General features: G+C 65.6%; 17 protein-coding genes. 7 read left to right on the top strand and 10 right to left on the bottom strand.

The genetic code is table 11. The features are described from left to right. Positions 1-11: 11 nt before the first annotated feature. The 3 genes from AB7531_RS24555 (at position 12) to AB7531_RS24545 (ending at position 3,221) form a co-directional block, all read left to right on the top strand. Positions 12-887, top strand: coding sequence for a DMT family transporter (locus AB7531_RS24555; protein ID WP_063983538.1), 876 nt, complete (start codon positions 12-14; stop codon positions 885-887). Positions 888-964: 77 nt separating this feature from the next. Further along, entirely contained in the window at positions 965-1,876 is a 912-nt protein-coding gene (locus tag AB7531_RS24550; protein ID WP_063983537.1) for a DMT family transporter, read from the top strand. Between the two features lie 109 nt (positions 1,877-1,985). After that, positions 1,986-3,221 (top strand): ABC transporter substrate-binding protein, encoded by a 1,236-nt coding sequence (locus AB7531_RS24545; RefSeq protein WP_063983536.1) that lies wholly within the window; start codon positions 1,986-1,988, stop codon positions 3,219-3,221. Here the strand turns inward: AB7531_RS24545 and AB7531_RS24540 are convergent, their stop codons facing one another. From AB7531_RS24540 to AB7531_RS24520, 5 genes are read right to left on the bottom strand one after another with little or no spacing between them, the layout of a single operon-like run. Continuing rightward, positions 3,222-4,502 (bottom strand): O-antigen ligase family protein, encoded by a 1,281-nt coding sequence (locus AB7531_RS24540; protein ID WP_063983535.1) that lies wholly within the window; start codon positions 4,500-4,502, stop codon positions 3,222-3,224. A gap of 12 nt (positions 4,503-4,514) precedes the next feature. Beyond that, entirely contained in the window at positions 4,515-5,894 is a 1,380-nt protein-coding gene (locus AB7531_RS24535) for a glycosyltransferase family 4 protein (protein ID WP_063983534.1), read from the bottom strand. Continuing rightward, complete coding sequence (locus tag AB7531_RS24530) at positions 5,891-6,631, bottom strand: ABC transporter ATP-binding protein (RefSeq protein WP_063983533.1); 741 nt, start codon at positions 6,629-6,631, stop codon at positions 5,891-5,893. Before AB7531_RS24530 ends, AB7531_RS24535 begins: the two co-directional genes overlap by 4 nt. A gap of 3 nt (positions 6,632-6,634) precedes the next feature. After that, positions 6,635-8,563, bottom strand: a complete 1,929-nt coding sequence (locus tag AB7531_RS24525; RefSeq protein WP_063983532.1) for a glycosyltransferase — start codon at positions 8,561-8,563, stop codon at positions 6,635-6,637. Positions 8,564-8,570: 7 nt separating this feature from the next. Continuing rightward, positions 8,571-8,732: a hypothetical protein gene (locus AB7531_RS24520; RefSeq protein ID WP_187387718.1), complete on the bottom strand. Its 162-nt coding sequence runs from the start codon at positions 8,730-8,732 to the stop codon at positions 8,571-8,573. 126 nt (positions 8,733-8,858) lie between these two features. Here AB7531_RS24520 and AB7531_RS24515 point away from each other — a divergent pair, with 126 nt between their 5' ends. Then, a complete protein-coding gene (locus AB7531_RS24515; protein ID WP_063983531.1) occupies positions 8,859-9,758 on the top strand; it encodes a DUF6502 family protein in 900 nt (299 codons plus the stop codon). Next, positions 9,755-10,963: a DUF5666 domain-containing protein gene (locus AB7531_RS24510; protein ID WP_063983530.1), complete on the top strand. Its 1,209-nt coding sequence runs from the start codon at positions 9,755-9,757 to the stop codon at positions 10,961-10,963. The genes AB7531_RS24515 and AB7531_RS24510 overlap by 4 nt, the downstream gene beginning before the upstream one ends. 32 nt (positions 10,964-10,995) lie before the next feature. Here the strand turns inward: AB7531_RS24510 and AB7531_RS24505 are convergent, their stop codons facing one another. Both AB7531_RS24505 and AB7531_RS24500 read right to left on the bottom strand, forming a co-directional pair. Next, positions 10,996-12,363 (bottom strand): M23 family metallopeptidase, encoded by a 1,368-nt coding sequence (locus tag AB7531_RS24505; RefSeq protein WP_187387717.1) that lies wholly within the window; start codon positions 12,361-12,363, stop codon positions 10,996-10,998. A gap of 110 nt (positions 12,364-12,473) precedes the next feature. Continuing rightward, a complete protein-coding gene (locus tag AB7531_RS24500; RefSeq protein WP_084795150.1) occupies positions 12,474-13,163 on the bottom strand; it encodes a peroxiredoxin in 690 nt (229 codons plus the stop codon). 202 nt (positions 13,164-13,365) lie between these two features. Here AB7531_RS24500 and AB7531_RS24495 point away from each other — a divergent pair, with 202 nt between their 5' ends. Continuing rightward, positions 13,366-17,166, top strand: coding sequence for a YhdP family protein (locus AB7531_RS24495; protein ID WP_063986395.1), 3,801 nt, complete (start codon positions 13,366-13,368; stop codon positions 17,164-17,166). A 139-nt stretch (positions 17,167-17,305) separates the two neighbouring features. Here AB7531_RS24495 and AB7531_RS24490 read toward each other — a convergent pair whose 3' ends face one another. Together AB7531_RS24490 and AB7531_RS24485 are read right to left on the bottom strand one after the other, a co-directional pair. Next, a complete protein-coding gene (locus AB7531_RS24490) occupies positions 17,306-19,000 on the bottom strand; it encodes a methyl-accepting chemotaxis protein (protein ID WP_231144950.1) in 1,695 nt (564 codons plus the stop codon). Between the two features lie 270 nt (positions 19,001-19,270). Continuing rightward, positions 19,271-20,962 (bottom strand): methyl-accepting chemotaxis protein, encoded by a 1,692-nt coding sequence (locus AB7531_RS24485; protein ID WP_231144952.1) that lies wholly within the window; start codon positions 20,960-20,962, stop codon positions 19,271-19,273. A gap of 161 nt (positions 20,963-21,123) precedes the next feature. On the opposite strand from AB7531_RS24485, the gene AB7531_RS24480 reads away from it, so the two are divergent. After that, a complete protein-coding gene (locus tag AB7531_RS24480) occupies positions 21,124-21,267 on the top strand; it encodes a hypothetical protein (RefSeq protein ID WP_187387716.1) in 144 nt (47 codons plus the stop codon). A 55-nt stretch (positions 21,268-21,322) separates the two neighbouring features. Here the strand turns inward: AB7531_RS24480 and AB7531_RS24475 are convergent, their stop codons facing one another. Beyond that, positions 21,323-21,766 carry a DoxX family protein gene (locus tag AB7531_RS24475; protein ID WP_063983528.1) on the bottom strand — a complete coding sequence of 148 codons (444 nt, stop codon included), beginning with the start codon at positions 21,764-21,766 and terminating at the stop codon, positions 21,323-21,325. Positions 21,767-21,893: the final 127 nt, after the last annotated feature.

Raw genomic sequence — 21,893 nt, 5'->3', positions numbered from 1 at the left:
GACGCATCAACATGGGGCAGCCTCGTTCGGATCGCGGTCTCGGCATTGCCCTCGTCATCGCTGCCGCAGTTGCCTGGAGCACGGCGCCGTTCTTCACGCGCCTCTTGCCGTTCGACCCCTGGACCATCCTGTTCTGGCGAGGCCTGTTCGCGGGCAGCCTGATCACGGTCTTTCTCGTCGTGATGCAGGGTCGCGCTGCGCTGTGGCAATTGGTCGTGCCGGGGAAGGGCGGCCTGCTCGTCGCGTCCTTGTCCGCGGTCGGCATGGTCTCGTTCATTCCCGCGCTTCAGATGACCAAGGTCATGAACGTCGCCGTGCTGATTGCCACCCAGCCCTTCATCGCGGCCGCGCTGGCATGGCTGTGGCTCGGCGAAGCCGCGACGTGGCGTACGCTGACCGCGAGCCTGATTGCCTTTGCCGGCGTCGTCATCACGGTCGGCGGTGTGCAAGCCGGCGCCGATCTCGGCGGCGTCGCGCTGAGCTGCCTGATGGTGCTTGCCATCTCCGCCATGACCGTCGTGGTCCGGCGCCATCGCGAGACGTCGATGGTGGCCGCGGCCGCGCTGTCGAACTTCATGGGAAGCCTCGTCAGCCTTCCCTTCGCCCACGACATCGCCCATGTCGGCGGCAATGGCCTTGCGATCCTCGCGATGTTCGGCTGCCTCCAGGTCGCGCTCGGCCTGACCTTCTACATGCTCGGCTCGCGCTTGCTGCCATCAGGGCAGGCTTCCCTGATCGCGACGCTGGAAACGCCGCTGATGCCGTTCTGGATCTGGGTCGCCTTCCGGGAGTTGCCCGCCGTGCATGCGCTCATTGGCGGCGCGCTGGTGATTGGAGCGGTGATCGCCGATATTGCCGGTGACGCTCGCTCGCGGCGCCCTTCCTGAACAACGTTGTCGGAAATCGGGTGGCGGCCTGTCTCGCGCCGTCCTAGGCGGCAGGCTCGGCCGCCGAGGTGAAGCACATGTCCCCGAACGATAACAGGATCGATGCGCGAGACTGGTCGCTGCTCGCGGTGCTCTCGGTTCTCTGGGGCGGATCGTTCTTCTTCAATGGTGCGGCGCTGCGGGAATTGCCGCCGTTGACGCTGGTGTTCCTGCGCGTCGCGCTTGGGGCGGCCATTCTGCTGCCGTTGCTCCGGATGCAGGGCATCGGTCTTCCCAAGGGCATGGCGGGCTGGAAGCCGTTCGTCGCGATCGGGCTGCTCAACAACGTCATCCCGTTCTCGCTGATCGTGCTCGGACAGACCTTCATCCCGAGCGGACTGGCCTCGATCCTGAACGCGACCACGCCGCTCTTCACGGTGATGGTGATGGCGGCGGCCGGCGAAGAGGCCCTGCAGATGCGTCGGGTGGCCGGCGTGGCGCTCGGCCTCGCCGGCGTCATCATTCTGCGCGGATGGGGCATCGAAACGAGGCCGGGGCAGGGGCTCGGCATCCTGCTCTGCCTGGGCGGCGCGTTCAGCTATGGCTTTGCGGCGCTTGCCGCGCGGAGGCTGCTGAAGGACGCGCCTCCGCTGGGAACGGCGACGTTTCAGCTGATGGCGTCGACTGTGATGATGGCGGTCGTCGCCGGAGCTATGGAGCAGCCGTGGCACCTTTCGATGCCGGGTCTCACGACCTGGCTCGCGGTGCTTGGCCTGGCCGCCCTATCTACGGCGCTCGCCTACATCGTCTTCTTTCAGATCATTCGGCGTTCGGGCGCGACCAACGTGATGCTGGTGACTCTGCTCATTCCCGTCACCGCCATCCTGCTGGGATGGCTGGTGCTGGGTGAGCCGATCTCCGCGCGCGAGATCGCGGGCGCCATCGTCATCGGTAGCGCATTGCTCGTGATCGACGGGCGCGCGCTGAGACTGCTGCGGCGCACCGCGTAAGTTCCGGGTCCGTCGTTTCACGGCGCGGAAAATCGCGGCGCTTGCCAGCGGCGAACGGCCTTGCGACACTCTCCGCAAAACAAGACTACAAAACATAGGGGAGAGAACGATGCCGGGTCGTCGCGAAAGCCTTGCTGCCCTCGCCATTCTTGCTGCCGGCGTGCTCGTCACGGCACCGGCTCTGGCGCAGAAGAAATACGATCCCGGAGCCACCGACACCGAAGTCAAGATCGGCAACATCATGCCCTATAGCGGGCCGGCGTCGTCCTATGGCGTCATAGGCAAGACCGAGGCCGCCTATTTCAGGATGATCAACGATCAGGGCGGCATCAACGGCCGCAAGATCAACTTCATCAGCTATGACGACGCCTATTCGCCGCCGAAGGCGATCGAGCAGGCGCGCAAGCTGGTCGAGAGCGACGAGGTGCTGCTGATCTTCCAGCCGCTCGGCACGCCCTCGAACTCCGCGATCATGAAATACATGAACGCCAAGAAGGTGCCGCAGCTCTTCGTCGCCTCCGGCGGCACCAAGTTCGGCGACCCCAAGAATTTCCCGTGGACCATGGGTTTCCAGCCGAACTACCAGAGCGAGGGGCGGATCTACGCAAAATACATCCGCGATCATTTTCCCAACAGCAAGATCGCGGTGTTCTGGCAGAACGACGACGCCGGCAAGGACCAGTTCAAGGGCCTGAAGGACGGGCTCGGCGACAAGGCCGGCATGATCATTGCTGACAAATCCTATGAGGTCAGCGATCCCTCGATCGACTCGCAGATCGTGGCGCTGCATGACTCGGGCGCCGACATCTTCTTCTCATGGGCCGCCCCGAAGGGATCGGCGCAGGCAATCCGGAAGGTCGGAGAGCTCGGCTGGAAACCAAAATTCTTCCTCGCCAATACCGCGACCTCGGTCGCCTCGGTGCTCAAGCCCGCCGGGCTCGACTATTCCAAGGATATCATCTCGACCGTCTATCTGAAGGATCCGACCGACCCGACCTGGGACAAGGACCCGGCGGTGGTGAAGTGGCGCGAATTCATGGACAAATATTATCCCGATGGCGACAAGGCCAACGCCAACAACATCTACGGCTATGTGCAGGCCGAGGCGATGGCGCAGGTGTTGAAGCAGTGCGGTGACAATCTCACCCGTGAGAACGTGATGAAGCAGGCCACTAGCCTGAAGAATTTCCACACTGATCTGATGCTGCCAGGCATCATGGTCAACACCTCCACCGACGACTATTTCCCGATCGAGCAGATGCAGTTGATGCGCTTCAACGGGCAGGCCTGGGAGCTGTTCGGCGACGTCATCACCGGCGAGGTCGGCCACGAGCGGAGTCAATAGTCAGGGTTGGCGGCCGGCTCTTGCCTTCAGCGCCATGCCGCCGGCGACGCCGACGCCGAGCACATACATCCAGCCTTCGTGGAAATCGAACAAATGCGAGTTCAGAAGCGAGCTCGCGATGTTCTGTACGACGGCCACGAGCCCGATCCAGGCCGCAAGGCCTTCGTCAAGGAACAGGCGAAGGTGGGCGATCCACATGGAGTAGAGCAGGGCGACGCCGAGTATGCCCCATTGCATGCCGACATTGAGGGTCTGGTTGTGGGGATTGCTGACGATCTCCGCATCGAGGCTGCTTCCACCGGTGGCGGCGTGCTCGAACTGGCGCTTGATCGACCCGGTGCCGTGACCGGCCAGGGGCGCCTCGGCAAAGGCGTGAAGCGCCTTGCGCCAATAGGTCAGGCGTTGGGCGGTCGAGGCTCGGCTGATGTCCTCATGGCCGTGGCGGTATTCGACGGCGATGTCTGCAATGCGGTGGCGCAGATAGGGCGAGGTCGTCCAGGCCAGCGCGCTCGCGGTTATCGTGCCCGCGAGCAGGACCAGCGCCGCGCGCCGGCTCAAATGCCTCCAGGCGAGCAGTCCGAGCAGCACCGCGATGCACAGCAGCGCCGTGCGGGCGGAGGCGACGAACACCATGTTGGTGGCGAACAGCAGGATCAATGCCAGACAGAGGGCTGTCGCGACCACGTTTCCGCCGCGCCAAAAAGTCAACGCCGGCAGCGCGAGCGCAAAGGCGCTCAGCGTGAATTCCTGGCTCTGGTCGATGTAGTTCTTGACGGGAACGCCCGCCGACGCGGTCGCGGTGAGCTTCCAGGCGGGATCGTGCAGCACGATCCAGGAGTAGACTGCAAGCAGCGCGCAGGATACGAGAAAGCCAAGCAAAAGCCAGAAACCGCGTTCGGATCGGCTGAAGTGATAGAGCAGTGCTGGAATGAGCACGAGCTTTGCGACCGGCTTGATCGCATGCACCCGGTCGGCCCACGCGCCGTCCGACCAGAGCGTGCCGAGAAGCGCGAGCAGCAGGAAGACAAAGGGCAGGGCGAACGCAGGCCGTGCGAGCTGGCGTCCATAGTCGCGCCAGTCGATGGTCGGCGTCACCACCAGCAGCCAGAGCCCGACGAAGATCGAAGGCGCTGTGGTCGACCAGGGCAGGGACGCCGCGATCAACACAGCGAGCACATCGGCGGCCCCGATCAGAGCGGGCGATTTGCCCATGGCCTGCCATCGGGCGCGCAAGGCTTGTCGACCGGCCGGGCCGGACCATTCCGCGGTTTCAGCAGTCATGTGCAACGACGCTTATTGCGCGGCGGCCAGGCTTTCCCGGGGCATCTCATGCCCGAGGAAGTCGCGCGCCTGGGTCTCGTAGCCGAAGCGTTCGGCGAGCTCGTGTCGCCTCGCGCGGATGCGGCCGCGGTATTCCTCCTGCCGTGTCAGCACGCGGGTGATCGAAGCTGCGATCGCATCGGTCGAGAACGGATCGAAATAGTCGGCGAGCTCGCCCGCGACCTCACGGAACACCGCGATATCGGAGCACAGCACCGGCGTGTTCGCGGCCAACGCCTCGATGATCGGTATGCCGAAGCCTTCGGCCAGGCTCGGCATGATCAGCCCGTGCGCCTCCGCGATCATGGCGGCCTTTTCATGCTCGTCGACATAGCCGGCGAAGCGGACATTTGGCGGCAGGTTGCGCATCCGGCTGATCTGGCCCGCATGACCGATCACCACCAGATCGGCCTGAGGGACGTTGCGGAAGGCACGAATGACGGTGGCGACGTTCTTGCGCGGCTCGTTCGACACGATGATGACGAAGTTCGGCCGCCCCGGACGCCCCGACAGGGCTGGGAGGTGGAGGACATCCGGGGCGTCGAACCGGGTGCGGGGATACACGACCCGCGCCGGCAGGTGCGCAAATTGCGGCAACAGTTCCCTGAACCGCATCATGCTATAGTTTGAAACGAAGGCGAGCTCGTCAGCCTGGCGCAGGCTGGTGCCGATCCGCGCCAGGAACTGCCGCGTGGCGATGTCGCTGAGCTTGAGGTCGGTGAGCGGCAGCAAATCGTGGACGACGCAGATCACCTTGGCGTTCGGCTTGCGCCTGATCGCGACCCGCGTCGGGGTGTCCACAACGATGAGATCATAGTCACGCGCGTCGATCCGCGGCGGCGGCAGCAGGAAGAAGGCCGAGGAGTCCTGATAGTCGAAGAATCCGGGCTCGAGCTGGAATTCGCTGAACAGTTCGAGATGGCGCATATCCGGCGGAATGTATTCGAGCGCGGCGGTCCGGTTCTCGATCAGCCGGGCTTGCAGGCCAAGCAGGCCGATCGCGCGCAGGAGGCAGAGGATATTATCCCGCGACGCCAGCATGGTGGCCTTGTGGCGGAGCCAGTCGAACCTGCGACGCGCGCCGCTGAGCATTACCGGCCCGCTCACGTTGACCTCGTCGAGGAAGCGATAAAGAGCGAGCAGCTCGATGTTGCGCGACTGCGCCGGAAACAGCTTCGTGCGTCGCTCGCGCCGACATAGCTTGCGGTAACGCTTCGAGGTTTCCACCAGCAACGTGAGTTCGTGGCCTTCCGACGCGAGCGACCGTACCAATTCCCGGGTGAAGTGGAAGATGCCGCGCTTGTGATTGGGTTGCCCGAGCGACTCGGACACGACCAGGATGTTCTGTTTCATGCGCGTTTCTCTCGGAGCTCAAAGGCGTGCGTGGCGGGCGGCTCGACCGCGATGGTCGAGGCGATGCGGCCGTGATCGAGGTTGATGATGCTGGAGCAGGTGCGGCGCAGCAGCGGCAGGTCGTGCGAGGCGATGATCACGATCGCTGCCTGCGAGACCAGGTTTTGCAGCCGCCTCTCGGCCTTCTCCGCAAAACGCTCGTCAACGACGCTGAGCCATTCGTCGAGCAGCAGGATGTCGGCCGGGAAAGCGGTGGCGGTCGCGAACAACACCCGCATCAGCATGCCCGAGGAGAACATCCGCAGGGGCAGGCGCTGCATGCGCGTTTCGAGCTCGGTGAAAGCCCAGATCTCGTCGATCACGCTACGTGTGGGCTTGCGACCGCTGATCCGCAGCAGCAGCGCGATGTTGTCCTCCGCCACGAAGTCCAGATTGACCCCGGCGTTCAGGCCGAGCAGGGGCACGACGTTGCCCCGGACCGTGACGCGGCCACTGCTCGGCGGATAGACACCGGCAATCAGGCGCAGCAGCGTCGACTTGCCGGAGCCGTTGGGCCCGGCGAGCCCGATACGGGCGCCGGCTTCGGCCTCGATCGAGACGTTGTCGACGGCGCGGATGATCCGCATCTCGCCCGGTTCGCGGATGAGGTGGCCGAGTAGCCGCCGCTTCAGCGAAAAGTCGTAGGCGCCGTAGAGCGGATAGTCGAGACAGACGTTGTGCAGGTTGATCGAGACCATGCGTCAAATCCAGAATGCGGCTTTGCGCAGGTGGACCAGCGTCAGCACGCTCGCAAAGATCAGCAGCGCCAGCGTGATGAGGACGTAGACGATGCTGGCGGGATCGATATTGCCGCCTGCAAGTGGCTCGCGCCACACCGCGAACAGATGCGTCAGCGGATTGAGCCGCATCACCGTCGAGCGGTGATTGATCATCTCGGCGGACCAGATCACGGGCGAGGCGAGGAAGGCGAGCATCAGCGTGGATTCGATGATCGGCTTGAGGTCGCGATAGCGCGTTGCCGTCGCGCCGAGGACGAGGCTCAAGGCGAAGGTACAGGCTATGAATAGCAGCAGGCCGGGCAACGCCGCCAGCGCGTGAGAGAGGTCGTGGGGCGAGAGGATCAGCCACAGCACCAGCGGCACGCAGGCGTTATGCAGCGCGAACAGCGCCTGGCGGAAGGTGCATTGGAGCAGGAAGATCACCGGCGGCAGCGCCCGGTCGCGGATCAGGCTCGCGGAATTCTGAAGCGCCGTGGTCGCATCGAGCACGACGCTGTTGAGGAAGGTCCAGGCCGTCATCGACAGCGCCAGCATCGGCAGGCGCGCCAGCATGTCGGCGTTCGACATCTGGCCGATCACCGAGCCCAATACTGCGACCACGATCGCCATCTGAAGCGACATCCAGAACGGGCCGAGCAGCGAACGCACGTAGCGGTGGCGCATGTCCGACCAGGCCAGTGCGGCCGCGATCCGGACGGTGTCCAGCCAGCCGGTCGCCTGCGGCGGCTCGGCGGCGGTTGCGGGTACCTTGCACGACGCGGTGACGGCGTCGCGGTAGACGGCCTGCATGCCTTCCCTGAAGGCTGGGGCGGAATAGCGGGTGAGGGCGCGCGTCCGGGCTGACAGTCCCATGCGGCGGCGGCGCTCGGGATCGCTGATCAGCGTGTCGATGGCATCGCCGAGCTTTTCGGCATCGCCTGGCGGCACCGTGATCGCCTCCATGCCGTGGCGGGCGACGCGCGGCACCGCGGTGTCGAGCGCCGTGTTCACGACAGGGCGGCCGGCGGCCATGGCCTCGAGCTGGACCAGGCCAAAGGTCTCGGCATTGGTGACCGACGGCATGACGAAGACGTCGGACAGGCACATCAGCTTGATGCGCTCGCTGTCGTTCACCGAACCGAGCAGGCGGACGCGGTCACCGAGGCCGAGCTCGCGGATCAGCTGCTCGAGCCGCGGACGCTCGGTGCCTTCGCCGATGATCCAGACCTCGAACTTGCGGTTGACCGCGGCGCGGATCAGGACGTCAAAGCCCTTGTAGGGCACGAGCCGGCCGCAGGCGAGCACGAGCCGGCCGCGATCGTTCACGTGGTGCGGCTCGATCTTCGGCCAGTCGTAACCCGCGGTGTCGATGCCGAACGGCACGATGTGGCATTTGTCGACGAATTCCCGCAGCAACGGCGTGTTCTCGATCAGCGCGTGGTCCGAGACGATGATCGCTTTCGCCCGGCGCAGTGTCCGCCGCATCAACGGTTCGATGAACCAGCGCAGGCCGGCATGGGTGACGATGTCGGCATGCCAGTGCACCACCAGCGGCCGATTGGCGCCGAAGCCGAAGGCGAAAACGAGGTCGGCGAGCGGGAAGGGGGCATGGAGCGCGAGCAAATCGTGCTCGGCGATCTTGCGCCAGAGCCGCCAGGGATAGGTGGGGGCGGCGGGAAGCGACAGGACATTGCCGAATGAGCGGACGCGCTCGACCGGCACATCGTTGACGACGATCTCGCGCCGCTCGGCCGATTGCGAGCAGACCAGCAAGGCGGAGGCGAAGCTGTCCTTCAGGCTGGCGCAGATGTCGCGGATCACCGTCAGCGTGCCGCCGAACAGGTCGGGATAATAGATCTTGAAGATGTGCAGCACCGACGGGCGGTGCGGAGTTTCGCTGGTGTGATGCATGATGGTGTCAGCCTGCGAGAAGGGCCGCGACGAACGGTGCGGCCAGCACCGAGATGAAGATCACGCCGCGCAACAGCGCCGGCAGCATCGGCTCGATTGCGCCGCGCCCCCAGTCAGGAGCCGGCAGAGCACGCAGTGAGTTGGAATTGCGGACCAAGCGGTCAGCCATGGGTGTGATTCCCTTTACGTCGCGCCCTCAGTGGCGCCTCGTGTACGTGGGAAAATTTACCACGTCAATCGGAAAGTGGAAAAAAGTGGGATTGTGTCCCACGTGGGGCACGGGTACAGTTCAGACATGAATGCCAAGTCCGGGTCCAAAGCAGCGGCTCCGCAGCCGACTGCCGCGAAGCTGCACGCGCCGCTGGCGCGGCTGCTGCGCCCGCTCGTTCGGCTCTGCATTCGCAGTGGCATGACTTTTCCGGCATTGGCGCAATTGCTTCGCGAGCTGTTCGTCAACGTCGCCGAGCACGATTTTGCGCTGGAGGGGAAGGAGCAGACCGACAGCCGTGTCAGCCTGCTCACCGGGATCCATCGCAAGGAGGTGGCGCGGCTGCGCGGTGCCGGCGCGCCGGTGCACGAGGCGCCGGCCGCGGTGTCGCTGACGAGCGCCGTGATCGCGCGCTGGCTTGCTGCGCCCGAATTCACCGATGCGAAAGGCGAGCCGCTGGCGTTGCCGCGCACGGCCGAGGGCGATGCGCCGTCGTTCGAGCAGCTGGTCGCCTCCGTCACCAAGGACGTGCGGCCGCGCGCGGTGCTCGACGAATGGGTCGACCGCAAGCTCGTCACCATCAACGATTCCGACGAGATCGAGCTGGTCGAGGCGGCCTTCGTCCCGAGCGGCGAGGACGACAGCAAATGGCACTATCTCGGCCGCAATCTGCACGACCATATCGCGGCCGCCGCACAGAACGTCTCAGGCGCGGCGCCGCGCTTCCTCGAGCGCGCGGTGCACTACAACAACATCTCGCCGAAGCTTGCCAAGCGCCTCGAGGCACGCTCGCGCGAGCTCGCGATGGACGCGCTGAAGACCGCCAACCGCGAGGCCAACCGCGCGCTCGGCAAGGACAAGGGCGGTGACGCCCGCTGGAATTTCGGCATCTACATCTACAGCGAAGACGCAGATGGCGAGGCAGAGGCCAAGGAAGGCGGCAAGGACAACAGCAAGGAAAGCGGCAAGAAGGGTGGTTCTTCATGAGCCGGCCGCCGCTGATCTCCCGCCGTCTGCTGCTGACAGGATTTTGGCTCGCCGGTACGGCGATGGCCCACGCGCAGGTCAAGCGCGGCACCGATCAGGGCATCGGCGGCACCGGAATCAGGCGCGGTGACGACCACGGCATCGGCGGCACCGGCATCGTCGGCGTGATCCAGCGGTTTGGCAGCATCTACGTCAACGGCGAGCGGGTCACTTATGCGAGCGACGTGCCGGTCCGGATCGACGGCGAGGCCGCGAGCCCCAAGGCTCTGCGCATCGGCCAGCTTGCGCGCGTGGTCGCGACCCGTCAGGCCGACGGCACGCTCGTGACGCGCAACATCACGATCGCGAGCGAGGTCGCAGGTCCGATCGAAACCGTGAAGGGCAACGAGCTGACGGTGCTCAGCCAGAAGATCGTCACAAGCGACAAGGAGAGCAAGCTTCGTGCGGGCACGCAGGTGGCCGTCTACGGCCTGCGCCGGACCGACGGCGTGATCGTCGCAAGCCTGATCGAGCCGCGGCGCGAGGCGACCGAGCGTGTCACCGGTCTCGTCGAGCGCGGGCCTGATGGCTTGCGTATTGGCGGGCTGAGGCTGAGCGGGGTCGATCCGCTGCTGGTTGGCCAGCGCGCCCAGATCGAGGGCCGTTCGAGCCAGGGCACGATGCAGGCCGCGCGCACGCGCATCGACGACTTCTCGGATCTCGTCGGCGCAAGCCGCCTCTCGATCGAGGCCTATGTGCAGCGTGTGGGATCGAACCTCCAGCTCGGCTCCGGCTTCGTGGCTCGTGACGGTTCGCGCTTCGGCCCGGCCGCCGGCGAAGCCCGCATGGTGGTCAACGGCGTGTTCGATCGCTCGCGCGGCTTCCAGGTGGAGTCGGCTCAGGCCATCGGTCAGGGGCCTGGAGCCCCTCCATCCGGTGGCGGCAGTCCCAATCGGTCGCCCGGCGGCTCGATCCTGCATCCGAACCGCGGTGCCACCACTCCGAGCGGCGGCCAGCCCGGCGCGCCCGGTGGTGGACCTGCGCCGGGATCTGGCCCTGGACCTGGCCCAAGTGCGAATCCCGGCTCCGCGCCGGCGGGCTCGAGCGGCCCGTCAGGCCCCGGCGGATTTGGTTCGCCCGGCGGTGGGCCCATGGGACCCGGCGGTGGAATGGGCGGTGGCGGCTTTGGAGGTCCCGGAGGCGGGATGGGCGGCGGCCGGCGGTAGGCGCGGCCACGCTGAAAGCGCGTGGTGCGGGCTTAGCCCGCGCTGAGCCGCACGCCGGCGCGCAAGAACTTCTGCGGATCGACCGCTTCGCCGTCGATGCGGGTTTCGTAATGGAGGTGCGGGCCGGTGGAACGGCCGGTCGAGCCGACGAGGCCGATGACCTGGCCGAGCTTCACGATCTCGCCGACCTTGACGTTGATCTCGGAGAGATGGCCGTAGCGGGTCGACAGCCCGTTGCCGTGATCGACTTCGACCATGCGGCCGTAACCGCCGGACCAGCCGGCCGAGACCACCTTGCCGTTGGCGGTGACGCGGGCGGGATCGCCGGTCGCGGCGCGGAAATCGAGACCGGTATGCATCGCGGGCCGGCCGAGGAACGGATCGCTGCGCACGCCGAAGCCGGAGGTGAATTCGACCTCGCCGATGACGGGCTTGCGGTAGGGTACCAGCGCCAGCGTGCGATTGAGCCGATCCATCTCGGCGCGGGTGACATTGATGCGGTTGAGCTGTTTCTCAAACGGCCCGGCATTGGCCGTCAGCTTGACGGGCACGAAAGGACCGCCCATCGCGGAGCGCGGCACGGCGGCTTCGAGGCTGGCGAGATTGAGGCCGAGGTCGCTGACGACACCGCGCATCCGGCGCATGCGTGAATCCATGCCTTCCTCGACGGCGCTGAGCGTCGCCATCTGGCGACGCTCGACCTGGTCAAGCGAGGTCGTGAGCCGGACCAGGACGTTGTCGAAACCTTGGTTCTTGGCGAATTGGCTGGTCGGCGGTGCCGCGACGGTCAGCGCACGCGACTCAAGCCGTGCTTCGCGATCGGGCGGTGCCACGAAGATCACGGTGTCGCTGATCGGCGACGGCTTCGGCGTGCCCTGCGTCGCGCCCTGGCTCGAATCACCGCGCTGCGGGGCCGTGCGGGGGATTGATCCGGTCACGTCGGGCATGGCCCCGAGCGCCGTGGCGCGGGACTCCAGCGCCGTCTGGCGCTTCATGATCTGGTCGAGCTTCTGGTCGAACTGTTCCTGGTCGAGCAGCTGCCGGCTGGTGGTGCGGTCGACCTTGGCACGGAGCTCGGCGATGCGATCCTCGTAGGCGTACTGCATCTCGGCCTGACGTGCGATCAGCCGGGTCAGGACGTCGTCGCGGAAGGCGAAATAGGTCGCGGTCGCGGCCGACCAGAGTCCGAGCAGCACGACGGTGCCGACCACGATCCAGAACACCACAGGTCCGAGGCGGACCTGCTTGCCGTGGTGCACGATGGTGTAGGCGTCGTCGGTCGAGGGAAGGGGGATCGCGGCTGCAGCCACGGCGGCGGCAGGACGGCGATGGAGGGGCCGTCCGTGGTCGTGCGCGTGATGTTGGGGGTACTGCGAATATTGGGCAGAACTTTTCGACATCGGCACTCCCGCGCCGGTCGGATGAGTCCGTACGGCCTAATTGCCGCAGCAATCTGGGCCGGTCATGGTTAATTTTCCGGAAACGGAACCACTCGAATTTAACGGATTGGTTAAAGGCCTCTTGCCGCTTCCAGCACCTCGTCGGCGTGGCCGTCGACGCGGACATTGCGCCAGACCCTGGCTACCTTGCCGTCGGCACCAAGCAGTATCGTGGTGCGAAGAACTCCGAGGAAGCTCTTGCCATACATAGATTTTTCGCCCCAGGCGCCGTACGCCTCCAGCATCTCGTGTTTCTCATCCGAGATGAGGGGCATGCCGAGGCTGTGCTTGTCGCGGAACTTCTCCTGGGCCCTTAACGGATCGGCGGAGATGCCGAGCAGGGCCGTGCCGGCAGCGCTGAAAGCGTCCGCCAGCCGCGTGAAATCGATCGCCTCCCGGGTGCAGCCGGGCGTGTCGGCGCGGGGATAGAAGAACAGGACGAGCTTCCGACCGGCATAGTCGGCGAGCGAGACCACATCGCCGCCGTCGCGGGGCAGCCGGAAGGCGGGCGCCCTCTGGCCTTCGGTCAGGGCCGGCTTCGCCTTCGCGGGCGCGGAGGCCGATTTGGAGGAATTTAACTGTTTCGACGCGGCCTTATGTGATCCTGCTTTTGCTACGGTCCTGGTTGATTTGCTCGCCTGCGTCCGCTGTGTTTTCGCGGACTTTGTTTGAGTCGTTGCCCGCTTGGTCGGGGTCTTCTTTTTAGCTGTTGCGATGCCGGAGGGCGTTTTGGACGATTTCTTTCGGGATTTCTTGGACATACGCCTTCCTTTCGTCGCTTTCGGCGGGTCAACCAAAGCGGTATTGCAGCTCTCGTCCGGTGTGCCGGAATCGCCCTCGTCTGGGCAAGTCTGGCGACGCCGGGGTATGGTTACAAGGAATTCCACGCACCACCCCACTGCTCGTTGAACGCGCGCCCGGGGCGAAATGACGAACAGCAGGAACATTCGAGGTATGGCGGCAATGCCGGCGCGGGGAGCTTCGCTTCCCGCGGACGGCTGCGGTCCCGGCGGTGCTCAATCCTACGATGGGCGCCTGTATCGAGAGGCAATGGCAAGGAATACGTCGCCCCAGGATTACAATCGGGATTTCGATCGGCGCGGCGGTCAACAGCAGCCGCAGGAATGGGACGACGCCGACTGGGATCCGGATCAGGAAGCAGCGGCGGGCTATCGGGCGCGCCGGCTGTTGTCGCGTTCCAATTCAGGCTTCCATCGTTTCGGTGACGGGTTTGCGTCAATGCGCCGCTGGCTGGCGGCTGATCGCTGGCTGAAGCGGCTGGCCATCGTGGTCGGAGCCCTTGCCGTCATTTTCATCGGCTGTTTCGGCGCGCTGTGGTGGCGGCTTGGTGCGGGTCCCATCAATCTCGACATCGCGACACCCTGGCTCGCTGCTGCCATCGAGGACAATATCGGCCACGGCAACACTGTGGAGGTCGGCGGCACCCAGATCGAGCGGGCCGGGCGGATCCGCATCGCCGTGCGCATCCGCGACATCGTCGTCCGCGACCATGATCACGCCATCGTCGCCACCGCGCCGAAGGCCGAAGTGAAGCTGTCGGGGGCGGGTCTCCTGATGGGGCACCTGCGCGCGGAAAGCCTCAACCTCGTCGATGCCGAGCTGGCGATCCGCATTGCGCCCGACGGCACCGTCACCGTGTCCGCCGGCGACACCGCCAAGCCGCTGGCAACCGGCGTCGCATCCAAGAAGGAAGCGGGCCTGCCGCCGACATTCCCGCGCAACGGTGTCCCGCCGCCGCCATTCGCCACCGGACCTGCAAGCCCGGACGCATCGCAGGCTGCTCCCCAGGCCGCTGCCCCGAGCGGCATTCTTCAGGGCCTCGACTGGCTCGACAGTCTGAGCATGACCGGCCTCGACGGCCAGAACCTCAACGAGATCGGTCTGAAGAACGGCAATCTGATCGTCGACGATCAGCAGCGCGGCAGCAAATGGAGCTTTGAGAACATCACGCTCAGCCTGCGCCGGCCGAGCCATGGCGGCGTCGCGCTCAGCCTAGGCGAGGAGGGCGCGCGCCCGTGGTCGCTGCGCGCCACGATCGGCCCTGCCGAGAATGGTGTGCGTTCGGTCGACATCCGCGCCGATAAGCTTTCCACCGCCAACATCCTGCTGGCGCTCCGGGTGAAGGACTTCACCTACACCGCCGACCTGCCGCTGACCGGCGAGCTCAAGGGCGAGCTCGGCCGCGACGGCGTGCCGACCTTCTTCCGCGGCAAGATCGCGGTCGGTGCGGGCAACATCATCGACACCGACACGCCTGACTATCCGATGGCGATCGACTCGGCCGAGATCAACGTCGAGTGGGATTCGAACCGGCGGGTATTGGTCGCTCCGTTCAAGATTCTCTCGGGCGCGAACCGCCTGACGCTTCTGGCCCATCTCGAGCCGCCCAACGGCACCATCAACGACTGGCAGCTTGGCTTCAGCGGCGGCTCGATCCTGCTGGGCGGCATCGACAACGAGCCCCCGCTGGTCTTCAACCGCATCGCGATCGGCTTCCGCTTCGACACCGACCACAAGCGCATGCTGCTGACGCAAGCCGATATCAGCAATGGCGAGATCGGCGTCGCCGGCACCGGCGCCATCGACTATTCGGGCGAGCCGCGGCTGACGCTGGGCTTTGCGGGAACGCCGATGTCGGCCTCCGCGCTCAAGCGGATGTGGCCGACGCTCGTCGTTCCCGAGTTGCGCGAATGGGTGATCGAGCGGATCGAGCGCGGCACGCTCCAGCGCATCGAGATCGGCGTCAATTCGCCGACGAAGAACCTCCCGCGCAAGGGCCCGCCCATTCCCGACGACGGCCTGTCGGTCAACATCGTCGCGAGTGGCGTCGCGGTCCGCCCCGTGGATGGCATGCCGGTGGTGCACGATGCCGATTTGAAGGCGCGTGTGACCGGGCGCACCGCGACCGTGAATATCGGGCAGGGCATTGCCGATACGCCGGCGGGCCGCAAGGTCACGATCTCCGACTTCGTCTTCGAGGTGCCGGATATGGCGCCCAAGCCGTCGCCATCGCGGACCAGGTTCCGCGCCGACGGCCCCGTGGCGGCCGCCGCCGAAATCCTCTCCAATGATCGGCTCAGCGATCTGTCGGCGACGTTCGTCGATCCCAACACCAGCAAGGGAACGTTCTCGGCGAACATCCAGCTCGGCTTGCCGGTCAAGGGCGCGCTGACCAAGGGCGACACCAGCTACGCCGTCAGCGCCGACCTCAACGGCTTTGCCGCCGACAAACTGGTGATGAACCAGAAGCTGGAGGCCAACAACCTCAAGATATCAGCCAACAACCAGGGCTATCAGGTCAAGGGCGACGTCAAGATCAACGGGCAGGCGGCTTCGCTGGACTACCGCAAGCCGACCGAGGGCGACGCTGACGTCAAATTGCAGGCCACGCTCGACGATGCGAGCCGCGCGCGTCTCGGATTCGACCTCAGCCCTGCCGTGAGCGGATCGCTGCCGATCAAGCTGTCGGGCAAGATCGCCGGAGGTCCCGACCAGACGACGAAGCTCGGTGTCGAGGCGGACCTGACCTCGGTCAAGCTCGACAACATCCTGCCCGGCTGGGTCAAGCTGCCGGGCAAGTCGGCCAAGGCCAGCTTCAAGGTGGTGCCGACGGCGCAATCAACGCGTCTGGAGGACATCGTCGTCGAAGGCGGCGGCGCCTCGATCAAGGGCTCGCTCGAGGTCGATCCGAACGGCGACCTCATGAACGCGAACTTCCCGACCTACGCTCCGTCCGACGGCGACAAGGCCTCGTTGAAGGTGGAGCGTGGCCAGGACGGGGTGGTGCGGGGCACGATGCGCGGGGATGTGTTCGACGGCCGCGGTTTCCTGAAGTCGGCGATCTCGGGCAATTCCAAGGACGACGCCAAGAACAAGATGAAGAACGTCGATTTCGACATCGACGTGAAGCTCGGTGCCGTCGCGGGCTTCAACGGCGAGGCGATGCGCAGCGTCGACGGCAAGATGTCGCGGCGCAACGGCACCGTCAAAGCCTTCACGCTGAACGGCAAGATCGGCCGCGACACGCCGGTGGCAGCCGATTTGCGCGGCGGCCGCGCCCAGGGCAATCGCGAGGTGATCTACCTCCAGACCAACGATGCCGGCGCGTTGCTGCGCTTCACCGACACCTACACCAAGGCGATCGGCGGCCAGATGGTGGTGGCGATGGAGCCGCCGACGTCGGAGCCGAACACGACGCGCGAGGGCCTCATCAACGTCCGCGACTTCACGGTGAAGGGCGAGGCGCAGCTCGAACGCGTTGCCGCCGGCGCGCCCAACGGCACCGGGAACGGCGTCTCCTTCAGCGCGCTGCGCGCCGAGTTCACGCGCCAGAACGGCGCGCTGACGATCCGCGATGGCGTCGTCAAGGGCCCGATGATCGGCGCCACCATCGAGGGCTCGATCGACTATCCCGGCAACCAGGTCTGCATGAGCGGCACCTTCGTGCCGATGTACGGCTTGAACAACATGTTCGGACAGATTCCGGTGCTCGGGTTGTTCCTGGGCGGTGGCGACAAGGAAGGCCTGATCGGCGTGACCTACGAGGTCGTCGGCACGCCGGCCGCGCCGGTGATGCGCGTCAATCCGGTTTCGGCCATGGTGCCGGGTGTGTTCCGCAAGATCTTCGAATTCAACACCGGCAAACAGAACACGCCGTTCGAGGAATTCCCTTCGCAGTCGAACGACGGCTCGACCGGATCGACGCGCCAGCTCTCGAGCGGCTGCACCCTCGCGCGGCGATAACCCACTAAAATTCGCAGGTGCTCGTCATGCCCGGGCTTGTCCCGGGCATCCACGTTCTTCGTGCAGAGCGGCTATAAAAACGTGGATGGCCGGGACAAGCCCGGCCATGACGCATGTGGAGGGATTGGCGTCGGGAAGCTTAGGCCGCGCGCACGCCTGCCAGGAAGGTGCCGACCTCGCCGGAGAGCTGCTCGGCCTGCTTGGAGAGATTGCTGGCCGCAGCGAGGACCATGCCGGCGGCGTTGCCGGTCTCGTTCGCTGCGGTGCTGACACCGCCGATATTGGTGGTGACTTCCTTGGTCGCCTCAGCGGTCTGCGAGACGCTGCGGGCGATCTCGGCGGTGGCGGCACCTTGCTCCTCGATGGCCGCGCCGATCGAGGTGGCGATGCGGCTGACTTCCTCGATGGTGGCGGTGATGCCACCGATGGCGTCCACGGCCTCCTTGGTCGCGCCCTGGATCTGGGCGATCTTGTCGCCGATCTCGCGGGTGGCTTCCGCGGTCTGGCTCGCCAGCGACTTCACCTCGGAGGCGACGACGGCAAAGCCGCGGCCGGCTTCACCGGCGCGTGCGGCCTCGATGGTGGCATTGAGCGCGAGCAGATTGGTCTGCGCCGCGATGCTGGAGATCAGCTCGGCGACGTGCTCGATCTGCTGGGCGCCGTCTGAGAGCGCACGGACGATGGTGTCGGTGCGGCGTGCGCTGTCCACGGCGCGGCCGGTCACTTCGGCGGATTGCGCGACCTGGCGGCTGATCTCGGTGATGGAGGAGGAGAGCTCCTCGGCGGCAGCCGCGACCGTCTGGACGCGCTGGCTGGCTTCGGTGGCGGCCGAGCCGACCACGGCGGCGCGGCGGTTGGTGCCCTCGGCCGTGGACGACATCGACTTGGCGGTGGTCTCGAGCTCGCCGGAGCCCGAGGCCATCAGGCCGACGAGCTGGCCGACCGAGGCATCGAAGCGGTCGGCGAGCGAGATCAGGGCGTCGCGTTTCTCCTGCTCATTGCGGGTCTTGGCGGCAACCTGCTCGGCCTCCAGCGTGCGCGCCGTCAAAGCGGTCTGCCTGAGCACTTCGAGCGTCTCGGCCATGCGGCCGATCTCGTCGCCGCGATCGGTCTCCTCGACCGGCCTGTCGATAGCGCCTTCGGAAATCTCCTGCATGCGGGTCTTCTGGCGGTTGAGCGCGCCGAGCACGTCGCGCGCGATCAACCAGGACAGCGTCGCCATCAGCAGCATCAGGCCAACGCCGATTGCGGCGAGCTCCAGCGTCAGCGCGCGCACGTCGGCGTCGATGTCGTCGACATAGAGACCGTAGGCAATTGCGACGTTCCAGGGGGCGAACTGGCGGGCGAACACCAGTTTGCGAACCGGAACCGTCTCGCCCGGACGCGGGAACAAATAGGACAGGATACTGCCTTCCGGTGTCTGCTTGCCTGCGGCCACCGTGGCATCGCCGATCACGATGCCATTGGCATCCTTGATGCCGTTGTTCTTGCCCTCGAGCTGAGGCGCGCCGCCATTCATCATCACTGTTGAATCGGCGGTATAGACGACGGGATAGCCTTGGCCGCCGTTGAACTTCATTCGCCGGCCGCGCAGCTTGAACTGGTCTTGCGCATCGGCGAGCGTCATCTTGCCGGCGGCGACCTCGTCCTGGAGCGATTGCGCGAAGCCGTGCAGCAGATCGACTGCCGTCTGCATCTGGCGCGCGCGATCTTCGAGCATGCGCGTCTTGCTGAGATAGGCTGACGCGACGATGAGGGCAGTCACGGTGAGCGCCGCAAGACAGACCATGCTGGCAAGCTTGGTGCGGATTTTCAGGTGACTGAGCAGCGTCATAACGGCCTCGCGAACGGTTGCAAAATGCTAGTTCTCGCGCAGCCGTATCAGGAAGTCCTTACCATTCCTGAACGCAGGGCACGGCGTGTTCAGACGCGGCGCAATCTGCGCAGCCATGGACACGCATATGCAGGGAAGACGCCGATGCCTGCGGCGACGTGTCCAGAAAAATGCGTCGTGATCGCGTTCGTGCGATCGCGTGTCGGTTCGATCGATGCATCGATTCGCCGATGCTTCGTCGCGTTTAGAACCAGCGTAGCGTTGCGCGGCTTAAGCCGCGCGGACGCCCGCGAGGAACGTCCCGACTTCGCCGGAGAGCTGTTCGGCCTGCTTGGAGAGGTTGGAGGCGGCCGCGAGCACCATGCCGGCGGCGTTGCCGGTCTCGTTCGCTGCGGTGCTGACGCCGCCGATATTCGTGGTGACCTCCTTGGTCGCCTCCGCGGTCTGCGAGACGCTGCGGGCGATCTCGGCAGTGGCGGCGCCTTGCTCCTCGATGGCCGCGCCGATCGAAGTGGCGATGCGGCTGACTTCCTCGATGGTGGCGGTGATGCCGCCGATGGCGTCCACGGCCTCCTTGGTCGCGCCCTGGATCTGCGCAATCTTGTCGCCGATCTCGCGGGTGGCTTCCGCGGTCTGGCTCGCCAGCGACTTCACCTCGGAGGCGACGACGGCAAAGCCGCGGCCGGCTTCACCGGCGCGCGCGGCCTCGATGGTGGCGTTGAGCGCGAGCAGATTGGTCTGCGCCGCGATGCTGGAGATCAGCTCGGCGACGTGCTCGATCTGCTGGGCGCCGTCCGAGAGCGCGCGGACGATGGTGTCGGTGCGGCGCGCGCTGTCCACGGCGCGGCCGGTCACTTCGGCGGATTGCGCGACCTGGCGGCTGATCTCGGTGATGGAGGAGGAGAGCTCTTCGGCGGCAGCCGCGACCGTCTGAACGCGCTGGCTGGCTTCGGTGGCGGCCGAGCCGACCACGGCGGCGCGGCGATTGGTGCCCTCGGCCGTGGACGACATCGACTTGGCGGTGGTCTCGAGCTCGCCGGAGCCCGAGGCCATCAGGCCGACGAGCTGGCCGACCGAGGCATCGAAGCGGTCGGCGAGCGAGATCAGCGCGTCACGCTTCTCCTGCTCATTGCGGGTCTTGGCGGCGACCTGTTCGGACTCCAGCGTGCGCGCCGTCAAAGCGGTCTGCCTGAGCATTTCGAGGGTCTCGGCCATGCGGCCGATCTCGTCACCGCGGCCGGTCTCCTCGACCGGCTTGTCGATGGCACCGTCGGCAATCTCCTGCATGCGGGTCTTCTGGCGATCGAGCGCGCCGAGCACGTCGCGGGCGATCAGCCACGACAACGTCGCCATCAGCAGCATCAGGCCGAAGCCGACCGCGGCAAGCTCGAGCGTCAGCGCGCGCACATCGGCGTCGATGTCGTCGACATAGAGGCCATAGCTGATCGTCGCGTTCCAGGGGGCGAACTTGCGCGCGAACACGGTCTTGCGCACCGCTTCGGTCTGGCCGGGGCGGGGATAGAGATAGGAGGCTACGCCGCCGCCATTCTGTTCGCCGGCCTTGAGGATCGCGTCGGCAATGAGGACGCCGTTGGCGTCAATCGCGCCGGTGATCTTGCCTTCGAGCTGCTGGTTGGCGCCGTTGACGAGGAGGGACGTGTCGGCGTTGTAGACGACCGGATAGCCCTGGTTGCCGTTGAAGGTCATGCGCCGTCCGCGCATGTGGAACTGGGCCTTGGCCTCGGCCTGCGTCAGCTTGCCGGCGGTGACGTCGTCCTGGACCGACTGGGCGAGATTGTAGAGCATGTCGACCGCGGTCTTCATCTGCTGGACCCGGTCCTCCATCATGCGGCTCTTGCTGAGGAAGGCCGATACCGCGATGATGGCTGTGACTGTGAGAGCCGCAAGACAGACCATGCTGGTAAGCTTGGTGCGGATCTTCAGATGGCTCAGCAGCTTCATCGCAGCCTCTACGAAATGGTTGTTATTGCTCGCATCGGTAGCATGAAGTTCTTACCAATCATGAACATAGGCATGTGGCCGCCGGCCGCGCGCGTGACCGTTCGCAGCCTGATGCGCAACCGTGCAGGCAAAGCGACATGCGTCGGCGCACGTCAGCGCGTATGCTGGAGAAGATCGATGCTGGACTTTGGTGGTCATCGAGCCTGGCGGGAGCGGCAATGAACCGATTCGTTCACCGCCTCATCATGTCCGCGCTGCTCGTCGCGGCCCTCGTCCTGATCTGGAACGTGCTGGGCTCGCGGTAGATGACACCGGCAAAGCTGCCGGTGCCATCCGTGACTTGAGCGCTAGTTGCGCGCGTCAGCGTCGCGCAAATGCGCCGCCGGTCGAGGCGCGTTCGTTGCCCATCGCCGCATCGACGCTGATCGGGCCGCCGCCGGCCGCCGAGAGATAGAGGCAGGCGAAGCAGAACAGGATGGCAAGCGTGCCGTTGTTGAGCAGCGGCAGGAGCACCGGCGTCTCGCCCTTGAGCATATGTCCCATGAAGTAGGCGAAGGCCATTTCACCGGAGAGGATGAAAGCGGCGAGGCGGGTGAACAGGCCGAGGATCAGCAGCGCGCCAAGCACCAGCTCAAGCGTCCCGGCCGCGCCGTAAAGCGACATCAGTTCGACTTTCGCGAACATCGGCAAAGGCGGAAACTTGAAAAGCTTGGCTACGCCGAATTGAAACAGCAGCAGGCCGGTGATGAAGCGGAACAGGCTCAGGAGAACCGGTTCAAAGCGAGTGAGATAGGAAAAGTTCATTGGTTTGTGCCCTCCATCCAATGGGCGACTTGGACCGTATTCAGTTCGGCCTCGCAAGCCACCCGGGGTCAATTCGGCGCTGACATTTTTGTCATGTGGACAAAATATCGCAGTTCGTCCCTTAACT

The organism is Bradyrhizobium sp. 63_E2_N1_3, assembly GCF_052076005.1.
Lineage (GTDB): Bacteria > Pseudomonadota > Alphaproteobacteria > Rhizobiales > Xanthobacteraceae > Bradyrhizobium > Bradyrhizobium barranii.
This window is presented reverse-complemented; position numbering and strand designations above follow the sequence as displayed.

Coding starts and splice junctions, on each gene's coding strand:
- AB7531_RS24555 (WP_063983538.1), top strand. CDS start 12: ATGGGGCAGCCTCGTTCGGATCGCGGTCTCGGCATTGCCCTCGTCATC.
- AB7531_RS24510 (WP_063983530.1), top strand. CDS start 9,755: ATGAGCCGGCCGCCGCTGATCTCCCGCCGTCTGCTGCTGACAGGATTT.
- AB7531_RS24485 (WP_231144952.1), bottom strand. CDS start 20,962: ATGAAGCTGCTGAGCCATCTGAAGATCCGCACCAAGCTTACCAGCATG.
- AB7531_RS24505 (WP_187387717.1), bottom strand. CDS start 12,363: ATGTCGAAAAGTTCTGCCCAATATTCGCAGTACCCCCAACATCACGCG.
- AB7531_RS24550 (WP_063983537.1), top strand. CDS start 965: ATGTCCCCGAACGATAACAGGATCGATGCGCGAGACTGGTCGCTGCTC.
- AB7531_RS24525 (WP_063983532.1), bottom strand. CDS start 8,563: ATGCATCACACCAGCGAAACTCCGCACCGCCCGTCGGTGCTGCACATC.
- AB7531_RS24530 (WP_063983533.1), bottom strand. CDS start 6,631: ATGGTCTCGATCAACCTGCACAACGTCTGTCTCGACTATCCGCTCTAC.
- AB7531_RS24475 (WP_063983528.1), bottom strand. CDS start 21,766: ATGAACTTTTCCTATCTCACTCGCTTTGAACCGGTTCTCCTGAGCCTG.
- AB7531_RS24535 (WP_063983534.1), bottom strand. CDS start 5,894: ATGAAACAGAACATCCTGGTCGTGTCCGAGTCGCTCGGGCAACCCAAT.
- AB7531_RS24540 (WP_063983535.1), bottom strand. CDS start 4,502: ATGACTGCTGAAACCGCGGAATGGTCCGGCCCGGCCGGTCGACAAGCC.
- AB7531_RS24480 (WP_187387716.1), top strand. CDS start 21,124: ATGCTGGAGAAGATCGATGCTGGACTTTGGTGGTCATCGAGCCTGGCG.
- AB7531_RS24495 (WP_063986395.1), top strand. CDS start 13,366: ATGCCGGCGCGGGGAGCTTCGCTTCCCGCGGACGGCTGCGGTCCCGGC.
- AB7531_RS24500 (WP_084795150.1), bottom strand. CDS start 13,163: ATGTCCAAGAAATCCCGAAAGAAATCGTCCAAAACGCCCTCCGGCATC.
- AB7531_RS24515 (WP_063983531.1), top strand. CDS start 8,859: ATGAATGCCAAGTCCGGGTCCAAAGCAGCGGCTCCGCAGCCGACTGCC.
- AB7531_RS24545 (WP_063983536.1), top strand. CDS start 1,986: ATGCCGGGTCGTCGCGAAAGCCTTGCTGCCCTCGCCATTCTTGCTGCC.
- AB7531_RS24520 (WP_187387718.1), bottom strand. CDS start 8,732: ATGGCTGACCGCTTGGTCCGCAATTCCAACTCACTGCGTGCTCTGCCG.
- AB7531_RS24490 (WP_231144950.1), bottom strand. CDS start 19,000: ATGACGCTGCTCAGTCACCTGAAAATCCGCACCAAGCTTGCCAGCATG.